Source organism: Aquimonas voraii, from assembly GCF_900101825.1.
GTDB classification, from domain to species: Bacteria; Pseudomonadota; Gammaproteobacteria; order Xanthomonadales; family Xanthomonadaceae; genus Aquimonas; species Aquimonas voraii.
Genome location: NZ_FNAG01000004.1, coordinates 80,627 through 96,806, shown reverse-complemented (window position 1 = coordinate 96,806; position 16,180 = coordinate 80,627). Strand labels below are relative to the sequence as shown.

Genomic DNA, 16,180 nt, shown 5'->3' with positions numbered 1-16,180 from the left:
GCGCGTCCGGACATGTGCCGGACTCGCGACCACTGATCAAGGCCAGGAGGGACTTGATCCTTGGTGCCCTAGGATTCGAAGCCGTCGCGGAACAAGCTGGCGCGTGGCAGCACCACCGCGGCGCCCTGCCAGCCCACGGCCTGCGCTGCGGTGAGCACCAGGCTCGGAGCGATCGCACTGCCGGTATCGCCCTGCGCATGCGCCAGCGCAAGGCAGGGCGTCCCACCGCTGGCGCAGATCGGTCCCAGCACGGCGAGATCGCCGGCCGCCGTCAACGCGCCCGGGCTCGACTCGAAGGCGAACACCGCCAGCGCGGCCTGGGCCACGGCAGGCGTCATGTTCACAAGGCCGAGGCTCGGCTGCGCGTCCTGTCCGTGCGCGGCGTTTGCCGCACGCAGGCTTCCCGGCACAGCCAGCAGATCGCCATAGCCCAAGGCCAGCACGCAGGCCCGGGTGTCGGTGACGAGGCTGTCCAGACGCAGCTGCAGGCGATCGCCCGCGCTCAGCCCCTGCTGTAGGCGACCGGCCCAGACCAGAGCGGCCGCATCGTGCTCGCGGCCACGGCTGGCCGCCAAGGGCAGATAGACATTGCCGCGGCTGTCGCCCAGGCTCAGCCCACTGACCAGGCCCGGCCCCACCGCAAGCGCGAGGCTCAGCGTCTGACCCGCGCTGACCGGCGCGGCGAGGGTGAACTCGAGGCGTCGCTCCTCATCGAAACTGCCGCAGCCGCCAAAGCCGGGGGTCACCACCTGCTGCGCCAGTGCGGGCGCACACGCCAGCAGCCAGCCGCAAGCGATACCGCGGAAGACGCGCACGCACGATCCGCTGACACGCATTACAGCCGGCCCAGTGTGCCGGTCGGCGCGCCATTGCTCAGGTTGCCGCTGACCCGGTTGTCGCCGTAGGAAAGCAGCTGTCCACCCGCCACCGATTGCAGGCCCAGCGCATTGCCGGTCACCGTGCTGCCCGAAAGCCGCAGCACGCCGCCGACGCCTTCCACGCGCACGCCGGCCTCCGCGCTGTCGATCACGCTGCAGTTGCCGATGTGCAGATCGACGGCGGCCGCGGCGCTGGCGAGCGCGTGCACGCCGTAGAAGGCAGCGCCCTGGATCGTCGAGTCGCGCACATCGCCGCTGACCGGCCCCTGCAGCAGCAGGCCGACCTCGGCCTCGGCGATCTGCAGGCGCTCCAGCTGGATCGCAGCCGAGCCCGCGACACCCGGCTTGATGTGCACGGCCGCGTCCGCGCCGGCGGTGCCGCCGACGCTACGGATCTGCACCTTGCGCATCACCAGACTGGCGGGGCCCGCAGGCTGGAAGTCCACCCCGTGGGTGGTCATCGACTCGATGCTCAGGTCTTCGATGATCAGCGCCTTGCCCGCGAGGAAACGGACGCCGCTGAGGCCCGTGCCGGCGCCGTTGAGGCTGAGCCCGCGCAGGCTGACGACGTCATTGGCGCCTGCGTTGATGACGATGCCATTGCTGCCCGAAAACAGCACGCCGGCGATGTCGCCCTCCGATTCGATGGTCATCGCCTTGGTGATGGTCACCGTGCCGTAGGCGCCCGGATCGAGCACCGAGATCAGGCCGCCCGCAGCCGTTTTGCCGATCGCGCCGGCGAAGGTACGGCAAGGCGCGGTACGGCTGCAGGGGTTGGCGTCGTCGCCCACGCCGGAGACCCAGGTGCGGGTGGCCTGGGCCTGCGCGAATGCCGGCAGCAGACACAGCAGGAGCAGGCCGAGCAGAACAGCCGGACGGACGGGAAGGCGCATGAGGGCAACTCCGATGGCGGTGGCGCATGCTAGCGCCGAAGTGCAGGCAGCGCTTGGCCTGAACGAATGTGACGATGCGCGGGTCGCGGCGCTCTGCTACGGTCCCGCGCCTGCCACCTTCCGAGGACCTCAACGATGAAGCTTCCGTGCCTGGCCCTGCTGCCCGCCCTGTGTCTGCTCACTGCCTGCGGCGGCGATGCCCCACCCGCCAGCACCGAAGCATCGCCGCCACCCGCTGCCTCCGGGCCGGTCGCAGCGGAAGCGCCGGTCGCGCAGGTCGTGCGTGCCGCGCCCGATGTCTTTCTCGATGCCCTGCGCCAGCACTGCGGCCAAGCCTTCGCCGGCCGCATCGTCGCCAACGTACCGGCCGAGCCGAACGATCCCTTCGCGGGCAAGGCGCTGGTGATGCATGTACGCGAGTGCGGCGACACCGAGGTCAAGCTGCCCTTCCATGTGGGCGACGACCATTCGCGCACCTGGGTCATCACCCGCACCGACACCGGCCTGCGCCTCAAGCACGACCATCGCCATGCCGACGGCAGCGAGGATGTGCTCACCCAGTACGGCGGCGACACCGCCGGCGAAGGCACGGCGCAGCGCCAGGAGTTCCCGGTCGACCCGTTCAGCATCGACCTGTTCAATGCGCAGGGCCGCTCGGTTTCGACGACCAATACCTGGGCGATCGAGATCGAGCCCGGCAAGCGTTACCTGTATGAACTGTCGCGACCCGGCGGCCGCCTGTTCCAGGTCGAGTTCGACCTGAGCACGCCCGTCGACCTTCCGCCCACGCCCTGGGGCCACCCGCCGCTGGAAGGTGATGGCGCGAGGATCGTGGAGAGCTGATCGCGTCGTCGATGTCTCGCGGCAGGCTCGCCCCCGCGCACACACCTCGCCTTGGCTGGGCCTGCGCCGCGAAGAGCGGCCCTGCAACATCAACACAGGCCTCGCCACTCGAACGCGCCGGTGCGCGTCGGCTTCAGCGTGGCCGCTTGGCCAGCAGAAGCACGCCCGCCACCGGCTCACCCTTCTCCAGCCGTATCTCGGACGGCTGCTCGGCGATGTCGATGAAGCCGCAGGCCGCCAGCTGCGCGCGCAGGGCCTGCGGCGCATGACGGTAGCGGCCGGTCTCGGCCGGCAGCTCGGTGGCATCGCTGGCGCTGCGCTCGATCGAGAAGGCGAGCACCCCGCCGGGGGGCAGGCGCTCGAAGGCTGCCGCGAACACCGGCGCAAGTTCAGCGATGTAGACGAACACGTCGGCGGCGGCGATCAGATCCCAGCGCTGGTCGAGCCCGCGCAGGAACTCCAGCACTTCGGACGCGTACAGCGAGCGATAGAGGCCCTTGTCGCGCGCCACATCGAGCATGCGCGTGGACAGGTCGACGCCATCGATGACGCGGCCCTCGGCCGCCAGTTCGACGGCCATGAGGCCCGTGCCGCAGCCGAGGTCGAGCACGCTCGCGAAGCGGTCGCCAGCGTGCTCGCGAATGAAGGCGGCGAGGCGCGCCGGCGTCGCATAGCCCAACTTGCCGACCAGGGTGCTCTCGAAATGGCCGGCGAAGTCATCGAACAGGCGACGGATGTAGTCGCTCTCGACGCCGCTCGGCAGCTCGCCGGTGAGCGCAGCGAGGAAGTGCGCCGCGACCTGGTCCTGCGGGTCGCGCTTCTGCGCTTCCACGAAGGCGGCGCGCGCAGCCTCGCGCTCGCCGCGCTTGAGCTGGGCGCGGCCCAACCAGGCCCAGGTCTGGGCATCGTCGTGGCCATCGGCGATCAGGGCCTCGATCGAGCGCACCGCGGCTTCCACCTGCTCGTGCAGCAACTGGGCGATGGCGTGTTCGAGCCGCAGTTCGGGATCGGCGGGCTGCAGCGACAGCGCGCGCGTCCGGCATTCCAGCGCGAGGTCGTGGCTGCCGAGGGCGGCGTTCACCATCGCCAGCCCGCGCCAGCCCTCCAGCAGGGTCGGGTCGGCCTGCAGCAGTTCAAAGAAGGCCTGTCCGGCCTCGTGGTAGCGCCCCAGTCGGCGCAGGCACTGGGCGCGGTGCAGGCACAGGGCCGGATGCCCTGGGCTGAGCTTCAAACCGCTTTCAAAGGCAGCCAGCGCCTCATCGAAGGCGGCGCTCTCCATCGCCGCCAAGCCCAGCGCATTCCAGGCCGACATCCGCTGTGGATCGGACGCCGTGGCGCAACGCGCGGCCAGCAGGGCGGGCTCGACCTGACCGCTGCGGCGCAGGGCCAGCGAGGCGTTCACCGCCAGCTCGGCGTCGCGCGGCTCGGCCTGCGACAGCGGCGCCAGCACAGCGGCGGCCTCGGTCCAGCGCTCGCGCTGCAGAAGCAGCACGCCAAGCAGACGCCCGGCGCTGGCCGGCTGGGTCGGCAGCAGGGCCCGATACGCCTGCTCGGCCTCGTCGAGGCGTCCGGCGCGGTGAAGGTTCAGGGCAGCTTCCAGCTGGGGGGTGCTCATGCGGCGACAGGTTCCTGGGCCAGGCGAAAGCCGGCGAGAATAGCCGGGATGCCGCATTGCCGCAGGCGGTCCGCGGGCCTACGCTATGCGGCCCGCGAGACCGGCTGCAGGCCGGCAGCCGCGCCTCCTCTCTTTCCCTGTTGATTGCGTCCGCGCCCGCCGCGGCGCCCCGGAGCTGCCATGCGTACCCATTTCTGCGGTCTCGTCGACGAGACCCTGCTCGGCCAGAGCGTCACCCTCTGCGGCTGGACCGATGTCGCCCGCAACCTGGGCGGCGTCTGCTTCATCGACCTGCGCGACCACGAGGGCGTGGTGCAGGTGGTGGTCGAGCCCGACCAGGCCGCGCTGTTCGAAGTGGCAGCCAGCCTGGGCTATGAGGACGTGCTGCGCGTGGTCGGCACCGTGCGGGCGCGCCACAGCGTCAACGAGCGCATCCGCTCGGGCCGCGTCGAGATCGTCGCCAGCGAAATCGAAATCTTGAACAAGGCCGGCAAGCTGCCCTTCTACGGGCATGAGAACCCGGGCGAGGATTCGCGTCTCAAGTACCGCCACCTCGACCTGCGCCGCCCGGAAATGCAGCGCATGATGCGCACCCGCATCAAGCTCGTGCAGGCCCTGCGCCGGCATCTGGATGCCGCCGGCTTCCAGGACATCGAAACGCCGATCCTGACCAAGGCCACGCCGGAAGGCGCGCGCGACTATCTGGTGCCCTCGCGCGTGCACGGCGGCCAGTTCTTCGCCCTGCCGCAGTCGCCGCAGCTGTTCAAGCAGCTGCTGATGATGGCCGGCTTCGATCGCTACTATCAGATCGCCCGCTGCTTCCGCGACGAGGACCTGCGCGCCGACCGCCAGCCCGAGTTCACCCAGCTCGACATGGAGTTCGCCTTCGTCCGCGAGCGCGACGTGCAGGACTTCGTCGAGGACATGATCCGCAAGGTCCTGCGCGAGGTCGACGGCATCGAGCTGGCCAATCCCTTCCCGCGCATGAGCTATGCCGAGGCCATGCGCCGCTACGGCTCGGACAAGCCCGATCTGCGCATCGACCTTGAGCTGGTCGACATCGCCGAGGCCGTGCGCGGCTGCGAGTTCAAGGTCTTCGCCGAATGGGCCGAGCACGCCGACGGCCGCGTGGTCGCGCTGCGCGCGCCGCAGGCCCAGCTTTCGCGCAAGCAGATCGACGACTACGCCGCCTTCGTCGCCCGCTACGGCGCCAAGGGCCTGGCCTGGATGCGGGTGGACGACATCGCCAAGGGCCGCGAGGGCATCAACTCGCCGATCGCCAAGTTCCTGGCCGATGACGCCATCGCCGCGATCCTCAAGCTCGCGGGTGCGGAGAATGGCGACCTGCTGTTCTTCGGCGCCGGCACCTACAAGGTCGTCAGCGACTTCATGGGCGCGCTGCGGCTGAAGCTCGGCCGCGATCTGGGCCGCGTCGAGAACGCCTGGAAGCCGCTGTGGGTCACCGACTTCCCCATGTTCGAGTGGGACGAAGAAGGTGGCCGCTACGTCGCCCTGCACCACCCCTTCACCGCGCCGGCGGTGGACGACATCGCCGACCTGCGCGCCAACGCGAAGATCGCGGTCAGCCGCGGCTACGACATGGTGCTGAACGGCAACGAGATCGGCGGCGGTTCGATCCGCATCCACCGCACCGACATGCAGGCGGCCGTGTTCGAGCTCTTGGGCATCGAAGCGGAAGAAGCCCAGCTGAAGTTCGGCTTCCTGTTGGAAGCGCTGAACCACGGCGCGCCGCCGCACGGCGGCATCGCGTTTGGCATTGATCGCATCGCCGCGCTGATCGCCGGCACCGAGTCGATCCGCGACGTCATTGCCTTCCCGAAAACCGCCAGCGCACAGTGCCTGCTGACCTCGGCGCCCTCGCCGATTCCGGCCGCACAGCTCAAGGAGCTGTCGGTCAAGGTCGACCTGCCGCAGGCCTGATCGACGATGACCGAGGCACCGCGCCCGCGCGTGCTGCTGCTGCACGGGCTGTGGCTGCGTGGAATCACCCTGCTGCCGCTGCGCGCGCGCCTGCGCGCAGCGGGCTTCGACGCGGAATGCTTCGACTACCGCTCGGTGTTCGCGAGCCCGCGCGAGCACCTGGCGCGACTTGAGCGACGCATCCGCGACTGGCCAGGCGAAGGTCCGATCCACCTGGTCGGCCACAGCATGGGCGGACTGCTTTCGGTGGAGTGCGCGCGCGCGCATCCCGAACTGCCGATCGGGCGGATCCTCTGCCTCGGCTCACCGCTGGCCGGCAGCAGCACGGCCGCCGGCGTCGCCGCACGCGGACCGCTGGGCCGCGTGCTCGGCCGCGCCGTGCACCTGCTGCGCGCGGGCGTGCTGCCCCTGCCCGAGGGCTTCGAGGTCGGTGTGATCGCTGGCACCATGCCCCTGGGGCTGGGCCACTGGTTCGGACGTTTCGAGGGCGCGCACGACGGCACGGTGACGGTCGCGGAAACGCGGGCGCCCGGCCTGATCGATCACCTGGAAGTGCGCACCAGCCATACCGGGCTGATCTACTCGCGAGGGGTGGCGCAGCAGACGGCACGCTTCCTGCGCGAAGGTCGGTTCGAGCGCCGGGGCTGATCGGAGTCACGCGGGGGGTCGGCAGACCGCAGCAGGTTCGAGGCCCTGGTGGGCCGGGGCCCAGCCTAAGCGAATCGACGCACTCCGCGCGTTCAAGCAGCAGCGTCGCGCGCCATCTTTGGATTCGCCCGTGGTGCGCCTGAGCTGAGATCGATGAGGCACCCAGCGCGCACGGATGGGTGGCTCGCGGCCTAGGCAGGCTCGACCCACACCAGGCTGGCCATGCGCCCACTGCGGCCATCGCGGCGGTGCGAGAAAAACCGGTCGGGCTCGCTGATCGTGCAGCGGCCGCCGCCGTGGATCGCCGTCACGCCGACGGCAGCGAGCCGCAGCCGCGCCAGCGAATACAGATCGCAGAGCCAGTGCCCCGGGCGCGTCGCGACGAAGGCGGAGGCCGCCGCGGCATCGCGCGCCACGAAGGCCGTGCGCACCTCATCGCCAACCTCGTAGGCCTCGGGACCGGCGGCCGGACCGAGCCAGGCGATCACATCGACCGGCGCGCTGCGCATCGCCGCCACCGTGTTTTCCAGCACGCCCGCGCACAGCCCGCGCCAGCCGGCGTGCGCAGCAGCCACTTCGCTCCCGTCTCGTGCCGCGAACAGCACGGGCAGGCAGTCGGCGGTGAGCACGGCCAGCACCACGCCGGGGGTCGAAGTCACCGCGGCATCGGCTTCGATCTCGACGGCACTCGGTGTCTCGAAACGCCAGACCCGCGTGCCGTGCACCTGCCGCAGCCAGCAGGGCGCCGAGGGCAAGGCGCCGGCCCAGCCCAGGGCCGCGCGATTGGTGGCCACCGCCTGCGGCTCATCGCCGCAGTGCGCGCCCAGGTTGAAGGTGTCGAACGGCGGCTTGGACACACCAACGTTCAGCCCGCGCCGCAGGCTGCAGAAGCCACGCACGCGGGCAGGCACGGGCCAGTCGGCGTCGAGCCGCACCGAAGCCCGCGCCTGCGCGTCGATCGCGCGTTCCAAGGGCTGGCCGATGCGCGGATCGATCACGCCCGCCTCAGCGCTTGACCGAGGCCTCGGCCAGATCGGCCGCCAGCGCCTCCAGCAGGGCCTGCAGATCTGCCGGTCGCGTCGCTTCCACGTCGACAGTCTCGCCGCTGCGCGGATGCGCGAAGGCGATGCGCTCGGCGTGCAAGGCCTGGCGCTTGAAGGCGCGCAGGGCCTCGACGAATTCGGGGGACGCCGCCTTGGGCAGCTTCAGGCCGCCGCCGTACAGCGGATCGCCCAGCAGCGGATGGCGGATATGCGCCATGTGCACGCGGATCTGGTGAGTGCGCCCGGTTTCGAGATTCACCTGCAGGTGGGTGTGCGCGCGGAAGCGCTGGCGCACGCGGTAGTGGGTGACCGCCGGCTTGCCATCCTCGACCACGGCGCGGCGCAGACGGTCGACCGGATGGCGGTCGAGCGGCGCGTCCACCGTGCCGCCGGCCACCAGCACGCCGTAGACCACGCATTCGTACTGCCGATGCACCTCGCGCGCGGCCAGCTGCTCGACCAGCCCGGCGTGGGCCTGCGGCGTGCGCGCGATCACCAGCGCACCGCTGGTCTCCTTGTCCAGACGATGGATGATGCCGGCGCGGGGCAGCGCGTTCAGGCGCTCGTCGAAGTGCAGCAGGGCATTAACCAGGGTACCGGCCGGGTTGCCGGCGCCCGGGTGCACCACGAGGCCAGCGGGCTTGTTGACCACCAGCAGGTCGGCGTCCTGGTAGAGGATGTCCAGCGCGATGTCCTGCGGTGCTGCGTGCTCGACCGTCTCCATGCGCACCGTGAGGCGCACCCGCTCGCCGCCGTTGACCGGCTCCTTCGGTTTCGCGGTGCGACCATCGATGAGCGCATCGCCGGCCTTGATCCAGGCAGCGAGGCGCGAGCGCGAGAATTCGGGCAGGGCCTCGGCCAGGGCCTGGTCGAAGCGCAGGCCGGCGGACTCGACCGGCAGCACGAGTTCACGGACCTCGATCGAGGGCTCAGCAGGTATTCCGGAGGGATTCATCGATTGCGCGCTTAAGTGGGCGCTTCGTGCGTATCGGACCAGACTCGGTCGCACCTGAAGCGGGCTGCTATGATGCCCGACTCGCCTTGGCCCCGAACAGGAACGCGTTCCGCATGACCCTGACCGCCGGACTGCCCCGCCTGCTGCTGCTCAGCCTGCTCGTTCTCCTGCTCGCCGCCTGTGGCCGCTTCGGCAAGGACGATCCGCTGGAAACGCTGCCGGTCGAAGGCCTGTATGCCGAGGCGAAGAACTCGCTGGAGCGCGGCAACCTGCCCAAGGCCGAGCGCTACTACAAGCGCCTGATCGCGCGCTTCCCGTTCGGGCCCTACACCGAGCAGTCGCAGCTCGAACTGGCCTATGTGTACTACCGCAACCGCCAGTCGGAAGAAGCCACCTCGGCGGTCGGCCGCTTCATCCGCACCTATCCGACCCACCCCAGCATCGAATACGCCTACTACCTGCGCGGTCTGATCAACTTCGATCGCGAGCGCAGCGTGTTCTCGCGCATTGGCGGCCTCGACATGACCCGCCGCGACCAGGGCGCGCCGCGTCAGGCCTTCAACGATTTCGCCGAGCTGATCCAGCGCTACCCCAACGGCCGCTACGCCGCCGACGCCCGCCAGCGCATGATCTTCCTGCGCAACCAGCTGGCCCGCTACGAGATCAACGTCGCCACCTACTACCTGAAGCGCCGCGCCTATGTCGGTGCGATCAACCGCGCCCAGTTCATCCTCGAGAACTATCCGCAGTCGGAGTTCACCGGCGACGCGGTCGCCGTGCTGGCCGAGAGCTACCGCCAGCTCGGCCAGACCACGCTGGAAGCCGATGCCCGCCGCGTGCTGGAGCTGAACCACCCGAACCACGCCTACTTCCAGGGCGGCTGGCCGCGAGAACAGGCCAAGTGGAAGCAGCTGATCCCGTTCATGGGTGAGACGCGCGGCTGAGGTTTCGACCTGCGATGGTGTTGAACAGGAGGGCCGCGCTTTGCGCGGCCTTCTTGCGTTGGGCCCCTCCCGTGCGCCTGGCTTAGACTCGGCGTCGCCCAACCGCCTCGGACGGACGATCCGCATCCATGAGAACGCATGCAGAAGCGATTGGGCGCCTGCTGACGGCTGTACTGCTGAGCGGCGGCGCGTTTGCGCCAGCGCAGGCAGCCGCGGACCTTCGCGGTGAGGTCTTCCTGCCCGGCGGAGCCTTGGTACCTCCCGGCGAGGTGGCGACGGTGGTCCTGACCGTGACGAACTTGGGGCCGGTTCCAAGCTCACGCAGCCCGGGCATGGCAGCAGTGTTTACTCCGAACGTCGGCTTCCGGAACTTTGCGGTGATCCCGCTGCCGGAAACCGCGCCCTGCACCGTCCGTTACCTCGATTTCGTGGCCCCGCCAGGCCAGCTTTCCTCGATAGGCGTCAGCATTTCGACAGAGCGTGTGCTGGCGCCGCTTGAGTCCACGTCCTGCATGGTCGGCCTGCTGACCTTCCCCGAATCCCCTTCACCGCAGGTCGTGACCTTCGGGTTCACGCCGGTCGTGGACGATCCCGACCCTTCGAACAACCTGGTGGAGACCGTCATCCGCACCGGCGTGCGTCCACCCGTGACGCGCCCAACCCCCATTCCCGTTTCTGCATCGCCCGCGCTGCTGCTGTTGGCTGGCGGGATGCTTGCGTTCGGCGCGGCGGCCTTGCGGCGCGTCGGATAGATCGAGCAAAGAACCGGACCCGTACCGCGTTCCGACGGTCAGCCCACGGATCCGCCCAGCTGCCGCACAGCGCACGGTGAAGTGCGCGACTCCCCGCTTGGCCCATGCATCGCAAATGCGATACCGTGGGGCCATGAAGACGGCAACCATCCCTTCGGTCCGCGTCGAGCCAGAGTTTCGGGCCGAAGTCGAATCTGTGCTCGCTGAAGGCGAGAGCCTGTCCGAGTTCGTCGAGGCCTCGGTGCGCGCCAGCGTCGAGCGCAGGCGCACGCAGGCCGAATTCATCGCTCGTGGCCTACGCTCGCGCGAAGAGGCAAATCGCACGCATGACTACGCCGATGCCGACGATGTCCTCGCAGGTCTGCAGCGCAAGCTCGAGGCTGCGCGCGAGCGCATACCCGAACGCCGCAAGTGAGCTTCAGGCTTAGGCTGACCCGAGGCGCTGAAGCCGACCTTGATCGCCTTTTCGACTTCGTACTTGAACGCGAGCTGGAGCGAGGCGGTGATCTGTCACTGGCCGAAAAGGCTCTGTCTGCGATTCATGCGGGTTTCGCGACGCTGAAGAGCTCGCCATTCACCTGTCGCAAGGCCGCACAGAGCCCGTTCCTGCGCGAACTGATTATCCCTTTCGGGCGAACCGGCTATGTCGCGCTGTTCGAGGTTGAATCGGCCAACGATGTGCTGATCCTGGCCGTCCGCCATCAGCGCGAGGACGACTACAGCTGAGAGCGACCGTCAGCGTCTAGCGCATCTCGCGTGTGCAGCATTGAACGGCAGCACTGCCGCTCACATCCACCCCGAACAAATCGGATACCGCCGCTCCCGTCCGAACGCGCGTCGCGACACCTTGGGGCCCGGTGCGGCCTGGCGGCGCTTGTACTCGCTGCGGAAGACCAGCCTGGCGACGCGCTCGACGGTGGCGGCCTCGAAGCCCTGGGCAGTGATCTCGGCCTGCGACTGCTCCAGATCGATGAAGCGGTAGAGGATGGCGTCCAGCAGGTCGTACGGGGGCAGCGAGTCCTGGTCGACCTGGCCGGGCTTGAGCTCAGCGGATGGCGCGCGCTCGATCACGCCGCGCGGAATCACTTCGCCATCGCGGTTGCGCCATTCGGCCAGCGCGTAGACCTCGGTCTTGTAGACGTCCAGCAGCGGCGCGTAGGCGCCGCACATGTCGCCGTAGATGGTGGCGTAGCCGACCGCGTACTCGCTCTTGTTGCCGGTGGTGAGCAGCAGGGCGCCCTCCAGATTCGACAGCGCCATCAGTAGCGCACCGCGCGAGCGCGACTGCAGGTTCTGTTCGGTGAGGTCGGAATCGCGGCCGTCCAGCAGGCCATCGAGGCTGCTCAAGAAGCCCGCAAACGGCGGCTCGATCGGCAGGGTCAAGAGACGCACGCCCTGGCGCTGTGCCTGGTCCGCGGCGAGGTCCTGGCTGAGCTCCGAGGTGTAGCGCGAGGGCAGGCGCACGGCGCTGACGTTCTCCGCACCGAGCGCATCGACAGCGATCGCCAGCACCAGGGCCGAGTCGATGCCGCCGGACAGGCCCAGCAGCACCTTCGAAAAGCCGCTCTTGCGCACGTAGTCGCGACTGCCGCGGACCAGCGCCCCCCAGGTCTGGGCGGCGCGCGAGGTCTCAGTGTTCTGCGGCCAAATCATGGGCACCAGCTGGCGCTTTGCCGGATCGAAGCCGGCCAGCAGCAGGTGCTCGGCGAAGCTCTCCGCCGGCGCGTGCACGCTGCCGTCGCCGTCGGCGAGCTGGCTGGCGCCGTCGAACACGACTGCATCCTGCCCACCCACCGCATTCGCATAGGCGATGGCGACGCCGCTCGCCGCCGACTGACGCGCCAAGAGCGCCGCGCGCTCGGCCAGCTTGTCGGCCTCATAAGGCGAAGCATTGGTGACCACGCACAGCTGCACGCCTTGGCGCGCGCGCTCCGCCAGCGGCGCGTCGTGCCAGACGTCCTCGCAGATCAGCAGGCCGACGCGCACGCCGGCGACCTCGAACACGCCGGCGCCCGCGGCGTCGTCACTGGCGTGCTCGAAGTAGCGCTTCTCGTCGAACACCGCGTAGTTCGGCAGACGTTGCTTGAGGTAACGGGTGATCAGCCGCCCCTCGCCGATCACGCTGGCGACGTTGTACAGCGCGCCGTCGATGCGCTGCGGGTGACCGACCACCGCGGCAATGCCCTGCACCTGCGGGATCAGCGTCTCGACGGCGGCCTCGCAGGCCTCCACGAAGCTGGGCCGCAGCAGCAGGTCCTCGGGCGGATAGCCGCAGATCGCAAGCTCGGGGAACACCACGAGATCCGCCGCCAGCTCGTCGCGCGCGCGCTGAATGAGCTCAAGGATGCGCGCGGCATTGGCGGCGACGGCGCCGACGGGGAAATCGTATTGGGCGATGGCGAGGCGCATGGAGTCGTGGGTTCTTCAGTAGGTTGCGGGCAGCGCCGCGCTTCGCCCGATCACAAGGTGTGGCGCGGCAGACAGGGTTGGCAGTAGGGCGGTGTGAGCACTCATCGCCACAGCCGCTCGAAGGCGAAGGACAGCTGGCGGTGGTGGCGGATGGACAGCAGATAGACGCAGCGGCGCTCAGTATCCAGGGTGTAGAGCAGCAGGTAGTCGCCATGGAGGTATTCACGCAGCGCGACCGCGGCTCCGGGGTTCAGCGCGGAAAGCAGCGCCAAGGCTTCCGCCGATTGCGGCGGATGATCGAGATAGCGGCGTCCGATCCGTGGAAACCGGGCGAGGTTGGGCAGCAGTGTCTGGCGCAGCTCGATCAGCAGCACGTCGAAGGCAGCCGTCGCATCGGCTTCGGCAGGAAAGGCCTCGATCGCGTGCAGGCGCTCCAGGAAACTGGCCGTCAGCTCGATGCGCCAGAGCAAGGCTTCCTGCGGATCCATCGCGCGGATCAGCCTGAAGCAGGGGCGGCGCGGCGGGCCTGCAGAGCGGCCAGCGCGATATCCGCGGGCTCGGTGCGGCCGGCTTCGATGTCCGCGAGGCCGCGGCGAGCGTCTTCCAGCAGCAGCAGGTGGATACGTTCGCGCTCCAGCCGGTGGTAGTAGTCGAGGCGCTCGGCGTCAATCAGGGCGACGTAGCTCTCGCCGTTCTTGGTGATGATCTTCTCGGCGCCGGCCTTGGCCTGGTCGGCCAGCTCGGACAGGCTGGCACGGGCCTGGGTGAGGGGAACGACGTCGGCGGAGGTGATACCCATCTGCGGCTCCCATCGGTTTGCTGCACAGAATTCTGCACAGGATACACCCGGCAGCCGGGCAGGCCGAGCCCGCGATTCGTCCCCGTCAGGGCCGGCACTCGGGTATCTGCGGAATCGTGGGGCCTTGCCAAACGCCCCGTCTGCCCGCCCGGAAAGACAAAGGCCGCCCGAAGGCGGCCTTTGCACGTCAGCGCGATGCAGACAGCGCTTACTTGTTCATCAGTTCGAACAGCGCCTTGCCGAGATCGGCCGGGCTGCGCACGGTCTTGACGCCCGCGGCTTCCAGCGCGGCGAACTTGCCGGCCGCGGTGCCCTTGCCGCCCGAGGCGATCGCACCGGCGTGGCCCATGCGCTTGCCGGCCGGGGCCGAGGCGCCGGCGATGAAGCCGACCACGGGCTTGGTGACATAGCTCTTGATGAACTCGGCGGCCTCTTCCTCGGCGCTGCCGCCGATCTCGCCGACCATGATGATGCCCTCGGTCTGCGGGTCGTCCTGGAACAGCTTCAGCGCATCGATGAAGTTGGTGCCGTTGATCGGGTCGCCGCCGATGCCGATGCAGGTCGACTGGCCCAGGCCCACGTCGGTGGTCTGCTTGACGGCTTCATAGGTCAGGGTGCCGGAGCGGCTGACGATGCCGACCTTGCCGGGCTTGTGGATGTGGCCGGGCATGATGCCGATCTTGCACTCGCCGGGGGTGATCACGCCGGGGCAGTTCGGGCCGATCAGCACGACGTCGTCGTAGCCGTTCAGCACGTTCTTGACCCGCAGCATGTCCAGCACCGGGATACCCTCGGTGATGCAGACGATGACGCGGATGCCGGCATCGGCCGCCTCAAGAATGGCGTCGGCCGCGAACGGCGGCGGCACGTAGATGACCGAAGCATCGGCGCCGGTGGCGTCGACCGCTTCCTGCACGGTGTTGAACACCGGCAGGCCGATGTGCTCGCTGCCGCCCTTGCCCGGGGTGACGCCGCCGACGACCTTGGTGCCGTAGTCCAGCATCTGCTGGGCGTGGAAGGTGCCCTGCTGGCCGGTGAAGCCCTGCACGATCACCTTGGTGTTGGAATTGACCAGAACGCTCATGGGTCTTGGATCCTTGGTGGTGGCCCGCGGCGCGCGGCGCGCCGTGCGGGCGCGCGATTACTTGCGGATGGCGGCGACGGCCTTGCTGGCGCCGTCGTTGAGGTCGTCGGCCGGAGTGATGGCAAGCCCGCTGTTGCGCAGCAGCTCCTTGCCCTTCTCCACGTTGGTGCCCTCAAGACGCACGATCACCGGCACCTTGACGTCGACTTCCTTGACCGCACCGATGATGCCCTCGGCGATCATGTCGCAGCGGACGATGCCGCCGAAGATGTTCACCAGGATCGCCTCGACCTTGGGCGAGGACAGGATCAGCTTGAAGGCCTCGGTGACGCGCTCCTTGGTGGCGCCGCCGCCGACGTCGAGGAAGTTGGCCGGCTCGCCGCCCGCCAGCTTGATCACGTCCATGGTCGCCATGGCGAGGCCCGCACCGTTGACCATGCAGGCGATGTTGCCGTCCATGGTCACGTAGTTGAGGTCGTACTTGCTGGCCAGCACCTCGGTCTCGTCTTCCTGGCGGATGTCGCGCATCGCCACCAGCTTGGGCTGGCGGAAGCTGGCGTTGTCATCCGAGTTGACCTTGCCGTCGAGCGCGACGAGGTCGCCCTTGGTGTCGATCGCCAGCGGGTTCAGCTCGACCAGCGACAGATCACGCTCGTTGAACAGCTTGTACAGGCCCAACATCAGCTTGGTCAGCTGGCCGACCTGCTTGGGGTTCAGGCCCAGCGCGAAGCCGAGCTTGCGGCAGTGGTAGGGCTGCACGCCTTCGACGAAATTGACGATCAGGGTCTGGATCGCTTCGGGGGTTTCTTCCGCGACCTTCTCGATCTCCACGCCGCCCTCGGAGGACGCGATGAAGGTGATCGCCTTGGCGCCGCGGTCCACCAGCACGGAGAGGTAGAGCTCCTTGGCGATGTCGGTGGCTTCGGTGATCAGCACGGTGTCGACCGGCAGGGCGACGCCGCCCGACTGGTAGGTTTCCATGCGGGTGCCGAGCATCTTCTTGGCGGCTTCGCGGACGTCGTCGTAGGTCTTGACCAGCTTGACGCCACCGGCCTTGCCGCGGCCGCCGGCGTGGATCTGCGCCTTCACCACCCAGTGGTCGCCGCCCAGTTTCTTGGCGGCATCGACGGCTTCTTCGGGGGTGCGGGCGATATAGCCAGCGGGGACGGCGATGCCGAATTCGGCGAACAGCTCTTTGGCCTGATACTCGTGGAAGTTCATGCTGCACCTGGCTTCGGGGGAGGGCCCGGCGCGCAGGATCTCAGCGCCGGAAGGGGCGACGCGCCGTGGGGCAACCGGCGCGAGTCAGCGCGACATTGTCGCCGTTCAGGCTGCCGATGCCAAGCAAACCATGGTCGGAGGGTTTCCGACGGCGG

17 protein-coding genes are annotated in these 16,180 nt (G+C 69.0%); 7 read left to right on the top strand and 10 right to left on the bottom strand.

The genetic code is table 11. The features are described from left to right. Positions 1 to 68: 68 nt before the first annotated feature. Both BLP83_RS09185 and BLP83_RS09180 read right to left on the bottom strand, forming a co-directional pair. Complete coding sequence (locus BLP83_RS09185) at positions 69 to 815, bottom strand: hypothetical protein (RefSeq protein WP_143006628.1); 747 nt, start codon at positions 813 to 815, stop codon at positions 69 to 71. A 20-nt stretch (positions 816 to 835) separates the two neighbouring features. Next, entirely contained in the window at positions 836 to 1,771 is a 936-nt protein-coding gene (locus BLP83_RS09180; protein WP_091241699.1) for a right-handed parallel beta-helix repeat-containing protein, read from the bottom strand. 135 nt (positions 1,772 to 1,906) lie between these two features. Between BLP83_RS09180 and BLP83_RS09175 the strand changes: the two genes are divergently transcribed. After that, a complete protein-coding gene (locus BLP83_RS09175; protein ID WP_091241697.1) occupies positions 1,907 to 2,614 on the top strand; it encodes a hypothetical protein in 708 nt (235 codons plus the stop codon). Positions 2,615 to 2,747: 133 nt separating this feature from the next. On the opposite strand, the gene BLP83_RS09170 is transcribed toward BLP83_RS09175, so the two are convergent. Then, on the bottom strand, positions 2,748 to 4,229 hold the full coding sequence (locus BLP83_RS09170) for a tetratricopeptide repeat protein (protein ID WP_176764088.1): 1,482 nt from the start codon (positions 4,227 to 4,229) through the stop codon (positions 2,748 to 2,750). A gap of 180 nt (positions 4,230 to 4,409) precedes the next feature. Between BLP83_RS09170 and aspS the strand changes: the two genes are divergently transcribed. Both aspS and BLP83_RS09160 read left to right on the top strand, forming a co-directional pair. Then, the gene (gene aspS / locus BLP83_RS09165) at positions 4,410 to 6,170 is read left to right on the top strand and encodes an aspartate--tRNA ligase (protein ID WP_091241692.1); all 1,761 of its coding nucleotides are present in this window, start codon (positions 4,410 to 4,412) and stop codon (positions 6,168 to 6,170) included. Positions 6,171 to 6,176: 6 nt separating this feature from the next. Next, a complete protein-coding gene (locus BLP83_RS09160; RefSeq protein ID WP_091241691.1) occupies positions 6,177 to 6,818 on the top strand; it encodes an esterase/lipase family protein in 642 nt (213 codons plus the stop codon). Between the two features lie 191 nt (positions 6,819 to 7,009). Here BLP83_RS09160 and pgeF read toward each other — a convergent pair whose 3' ends face one another. Together pgeF and rluD are read right to left on the bottom strand one after the other, a co-directional pair. Beyond that, positions 7,010 to 7,777: a peptidoglycan editing factor PgeF gene (gene pgeF, locus BLP83_RS09155; protein ID WP_425389002.1), complete on the bottom strand. Its 768-nt coding sequence runs from the start codon at positions 7,775 to 7,777 to the stop codon at positions 7,010 to 7,012. Positions 7,778 to 7,823: 46 nt separating this feature from the next. Then, positions 7,824 to 8,816, bottom strand: a complete 993-nt coding sequence (rluD, locus tag BLP83_RS09150) for a 23S rRNA pseudouridine(1911/1915/1917) synthase RluD (protein WP_091241688.1) — start codon at positions 8,814 to 8,816, stop codon at positions 7,824 to 7,826. A 113-nt stretch (positions 8,817 to 8,929) separates the two neighbouring features. Between rluD and BLP83_RS09145 the strand changes: the two genes are divergently transcribed. From BLP83_RS09145 to BLP83_RS09130, 4 genes are all read left to right on the top strand, one after another. Beyond that, positions 8,930 to 9,760: an outer membrane protein assembly factor BamD gene (locus BLP83_RS09145; RefSeq protein ID WP_091241685.1), complete on the top strand. Its 831-nt coding sequence runs from the start codon at positions 8,930 to 8,932 to the stop codon at positions 9,758 to 9,760. A gap of 332 nt (positions 9,761 to 10,092) precedes the next feature. Further along, positions 10,093 to 10,512, top strand: a complete 420-nt coding sequence (locus BLP83_RS09140) for a hypothetical protein (RefSeq protein ID WP_143006627.1) — start codon at positions 10,093 to 10,095, stop codon at positions 10,510 to 10,512. Between the two features lie 133 nt (positions 10,513 to 10,645). Beyond that, on the top strand, positions 10,646 to 10,927 hold the full coding sequence (locus BLP83_RS09135) for a YlcI/YnfO family protein (protein WP_091241681.1): 282 nt from the start codon (positions 10,646 to 10,648) through the stop codon (positions 10,925 to 10,927). After that, positions 10,924 to 11,238 carry a type II toxin-antitoxin system RelE/ParE family toxin gene (locus BLP83_RS09130; protein ID WP_091241678.1) on the top strand — a complete coding sequence of 105 codons (315 nt, stop codon included), beginning with the start codon at positions 10,924 to 10,926 and terminating at the stop codon, positions 11,236 to 11,238. The genes BLP83_RS09135 and BLP83_RS09130 overlap by 4 nt, the downstream gene beginning before the upstream one ends. Before the next feature lie 60 nt (positions 11,239 to 11,298). Here the strand turns inward: BLP83_RS09130 and BLP83_RS09125 are convergent, their stop codons facing one another. The 5 genes from BLP83_RS09125 to sucC all read right to left on the bottom strand — a co-directional run bounded on the left by BLP83_RS09125 (position 11,299) and on the right by sucC (position 16,025). Then, on the bottom strand, positions 11,299 to 12,921 hold the full coding sequence (locus BLP83_RS09125; RefSeq protein ID WP_091241675.1) for an NAD+ synthase: 1,623 nt from the start codon (positions 12,919 to 12,921) through the stop codon (positions 11,299 to 11,301). A 101-nt stretch (positions 12,922 to 13,022) separates the two neighbouring features. Then, positions 13,023 to 13,409 (bottom strand): type II toxin-antitoxin system RelE/ParE family toxin, encoded by a 387-nt coding sequence (locus BLP83_RS09120; RefSeq protein WP_091241673.1) that lies wholly within the window; start codon positions 13,407 to 13,409, stop codon positions 13,023 to 13,025. A gap of 8 nt (positions 13,410 to 13,417) precedes the next feature. Beyond that, positions 13,418 to 13,720 carry a type II toxin-antitoxin system Phd/YefM family antitoxin gene (locus BLP83_RS09115; protein WP_091241670.1) on the bottom strand — a complete coding sequence of 101 codons (303 nt, stop codon included), beginning with the start codon at positions 13,718 to 13,720 and terminating at the stop codon, positions 13,418 to 13,420. 208 nt (positions 13,721 to 13,928) lie between these two features. Further along, positions 13,929 to 14,804, bottom strand: coding sequence for a succinate--CoA ligase subunit alpha (sucD, locus tag BLP83_RS09110; RefSeq protein WP_091241668.1), 876 nt, complete (start codon positions 14,802 to 14,804; stop codon positions 13,929 to 13,931). 57 nt (positions 14,805 to 14,861) lie between these two features. Further along, positions 14,862 to 16,025, bottom strand: coding sequence for an ADP-forming succinate--CoA ligase subunit beta (gene sucC, locus BLP83_RS09105; protein WP_091241664.1), 1,164 nt, complete (start codon positions 16,023 to 16,025; stop codon positions 14,862 to 14,864). Between the last annotated feature and the right edge of the window lie 155 nt (positions 16,026 to 16,180).

Bases quoted from the DNA above. Each gene is read 5' to 3' on its own strand.
- BLP83_RS09180 (WP_091241699.1), bottom strand. From the start codon at position 1,771: ATGCGCCTTCCCGTCCGTCCGGCTGTTCTGCTCGGCCTGCTCCTGCTG.
- BLP83_RS09175 (WP_091241697.1), top strand. From the start codon at position 1,907: ATGAAGCTTCCGTGCCTGGCCCTGCTGCCCGCCCTGTGTCTGCTCACT.
- BLP83_RS09170 (WP_176764088.1), bottom strand. From the start codon at position 4,229: ATGAGCACCCCCCAGCTGGAAGCTGCCCTGAACCTTCACCGCGCCGGA.
- aspS (WP_091241692.1), top strand. From the start codon at position 4,410: ATGCGTACCCATTTCTGCGGTCTCGTCGACGAGACCCTGCTCGGCCAG.
- BLP83_RS09160 (WP_091241691.1), top strand. From the start codon at position 6,177: ATGACCGAGGCACCGCGCCCGCGCGTGCTGCTGCTGCACGGGCTGTGG.
- rluD (WP_091241688.1), bottom strand. From the start codon at position 8,816: ATGAATCCCTCCGGAATACCTGCTGAGCCCTCGATCGAGGTCCGTGAA.
- BLP83_RS09145 (WP_091241685.1), top strand. From the start codon at position 8,930: ATGACCCTGACCGCCGGACTGCCCCGCCTGCTGCTGCTCAGCCTGCTC.
- BLP83_RS09140 (WP_143006627.1), top strand. From the start codon at position 10,093: ATGGCAGCAGTGTTTACTCCGAACGTCGGCTTCCGGAACTTTGCGGTG.
- BLP83_RS09135 (WP_091241681.1), top strand. From the start codon at position 10,646: ATGAAGACGGCAACCATCCCTTCGGTCCGCGTCGAGCCAGAGTTTCGG.
- BLP83_RS09125 (WP_091241675.1), bottom strand. From the start codon at position 12,921: ATGCGCCTCGCCATCGCCCAATACGATTTCCCCGTCGGCGCCGTCGCC.
- BLP83_RS09120 (WP_091241673.1), bottom strand. From the start codon at position 13,409: ATGGATCCGCAGGAAGCCTTGCTCTGGCGCATCGAGCTGACGGCCAGT.
- BLP83_RS09115 (WP_091241670.1), bottom strand. From the start codon at position 13,720: ATGGGTATCACCTCCGCCGACGTCGTTCCCCTCACCCAGGCCCGTGCC.
- sucD (WP_091241668.1), bottom strand. From the start codon at position 14,804: ATGAGCGTTCTGGTCAATTCCAACACCAAGGTGATCGTGCAGGGCTTC.
- sucC (WP_091241664.1), bottom strand. From the start codon at position 16,025: ATGAACTTCCACGAGTATCAGGCCAAAGAGCTGTTCGCCGAATTCGGC.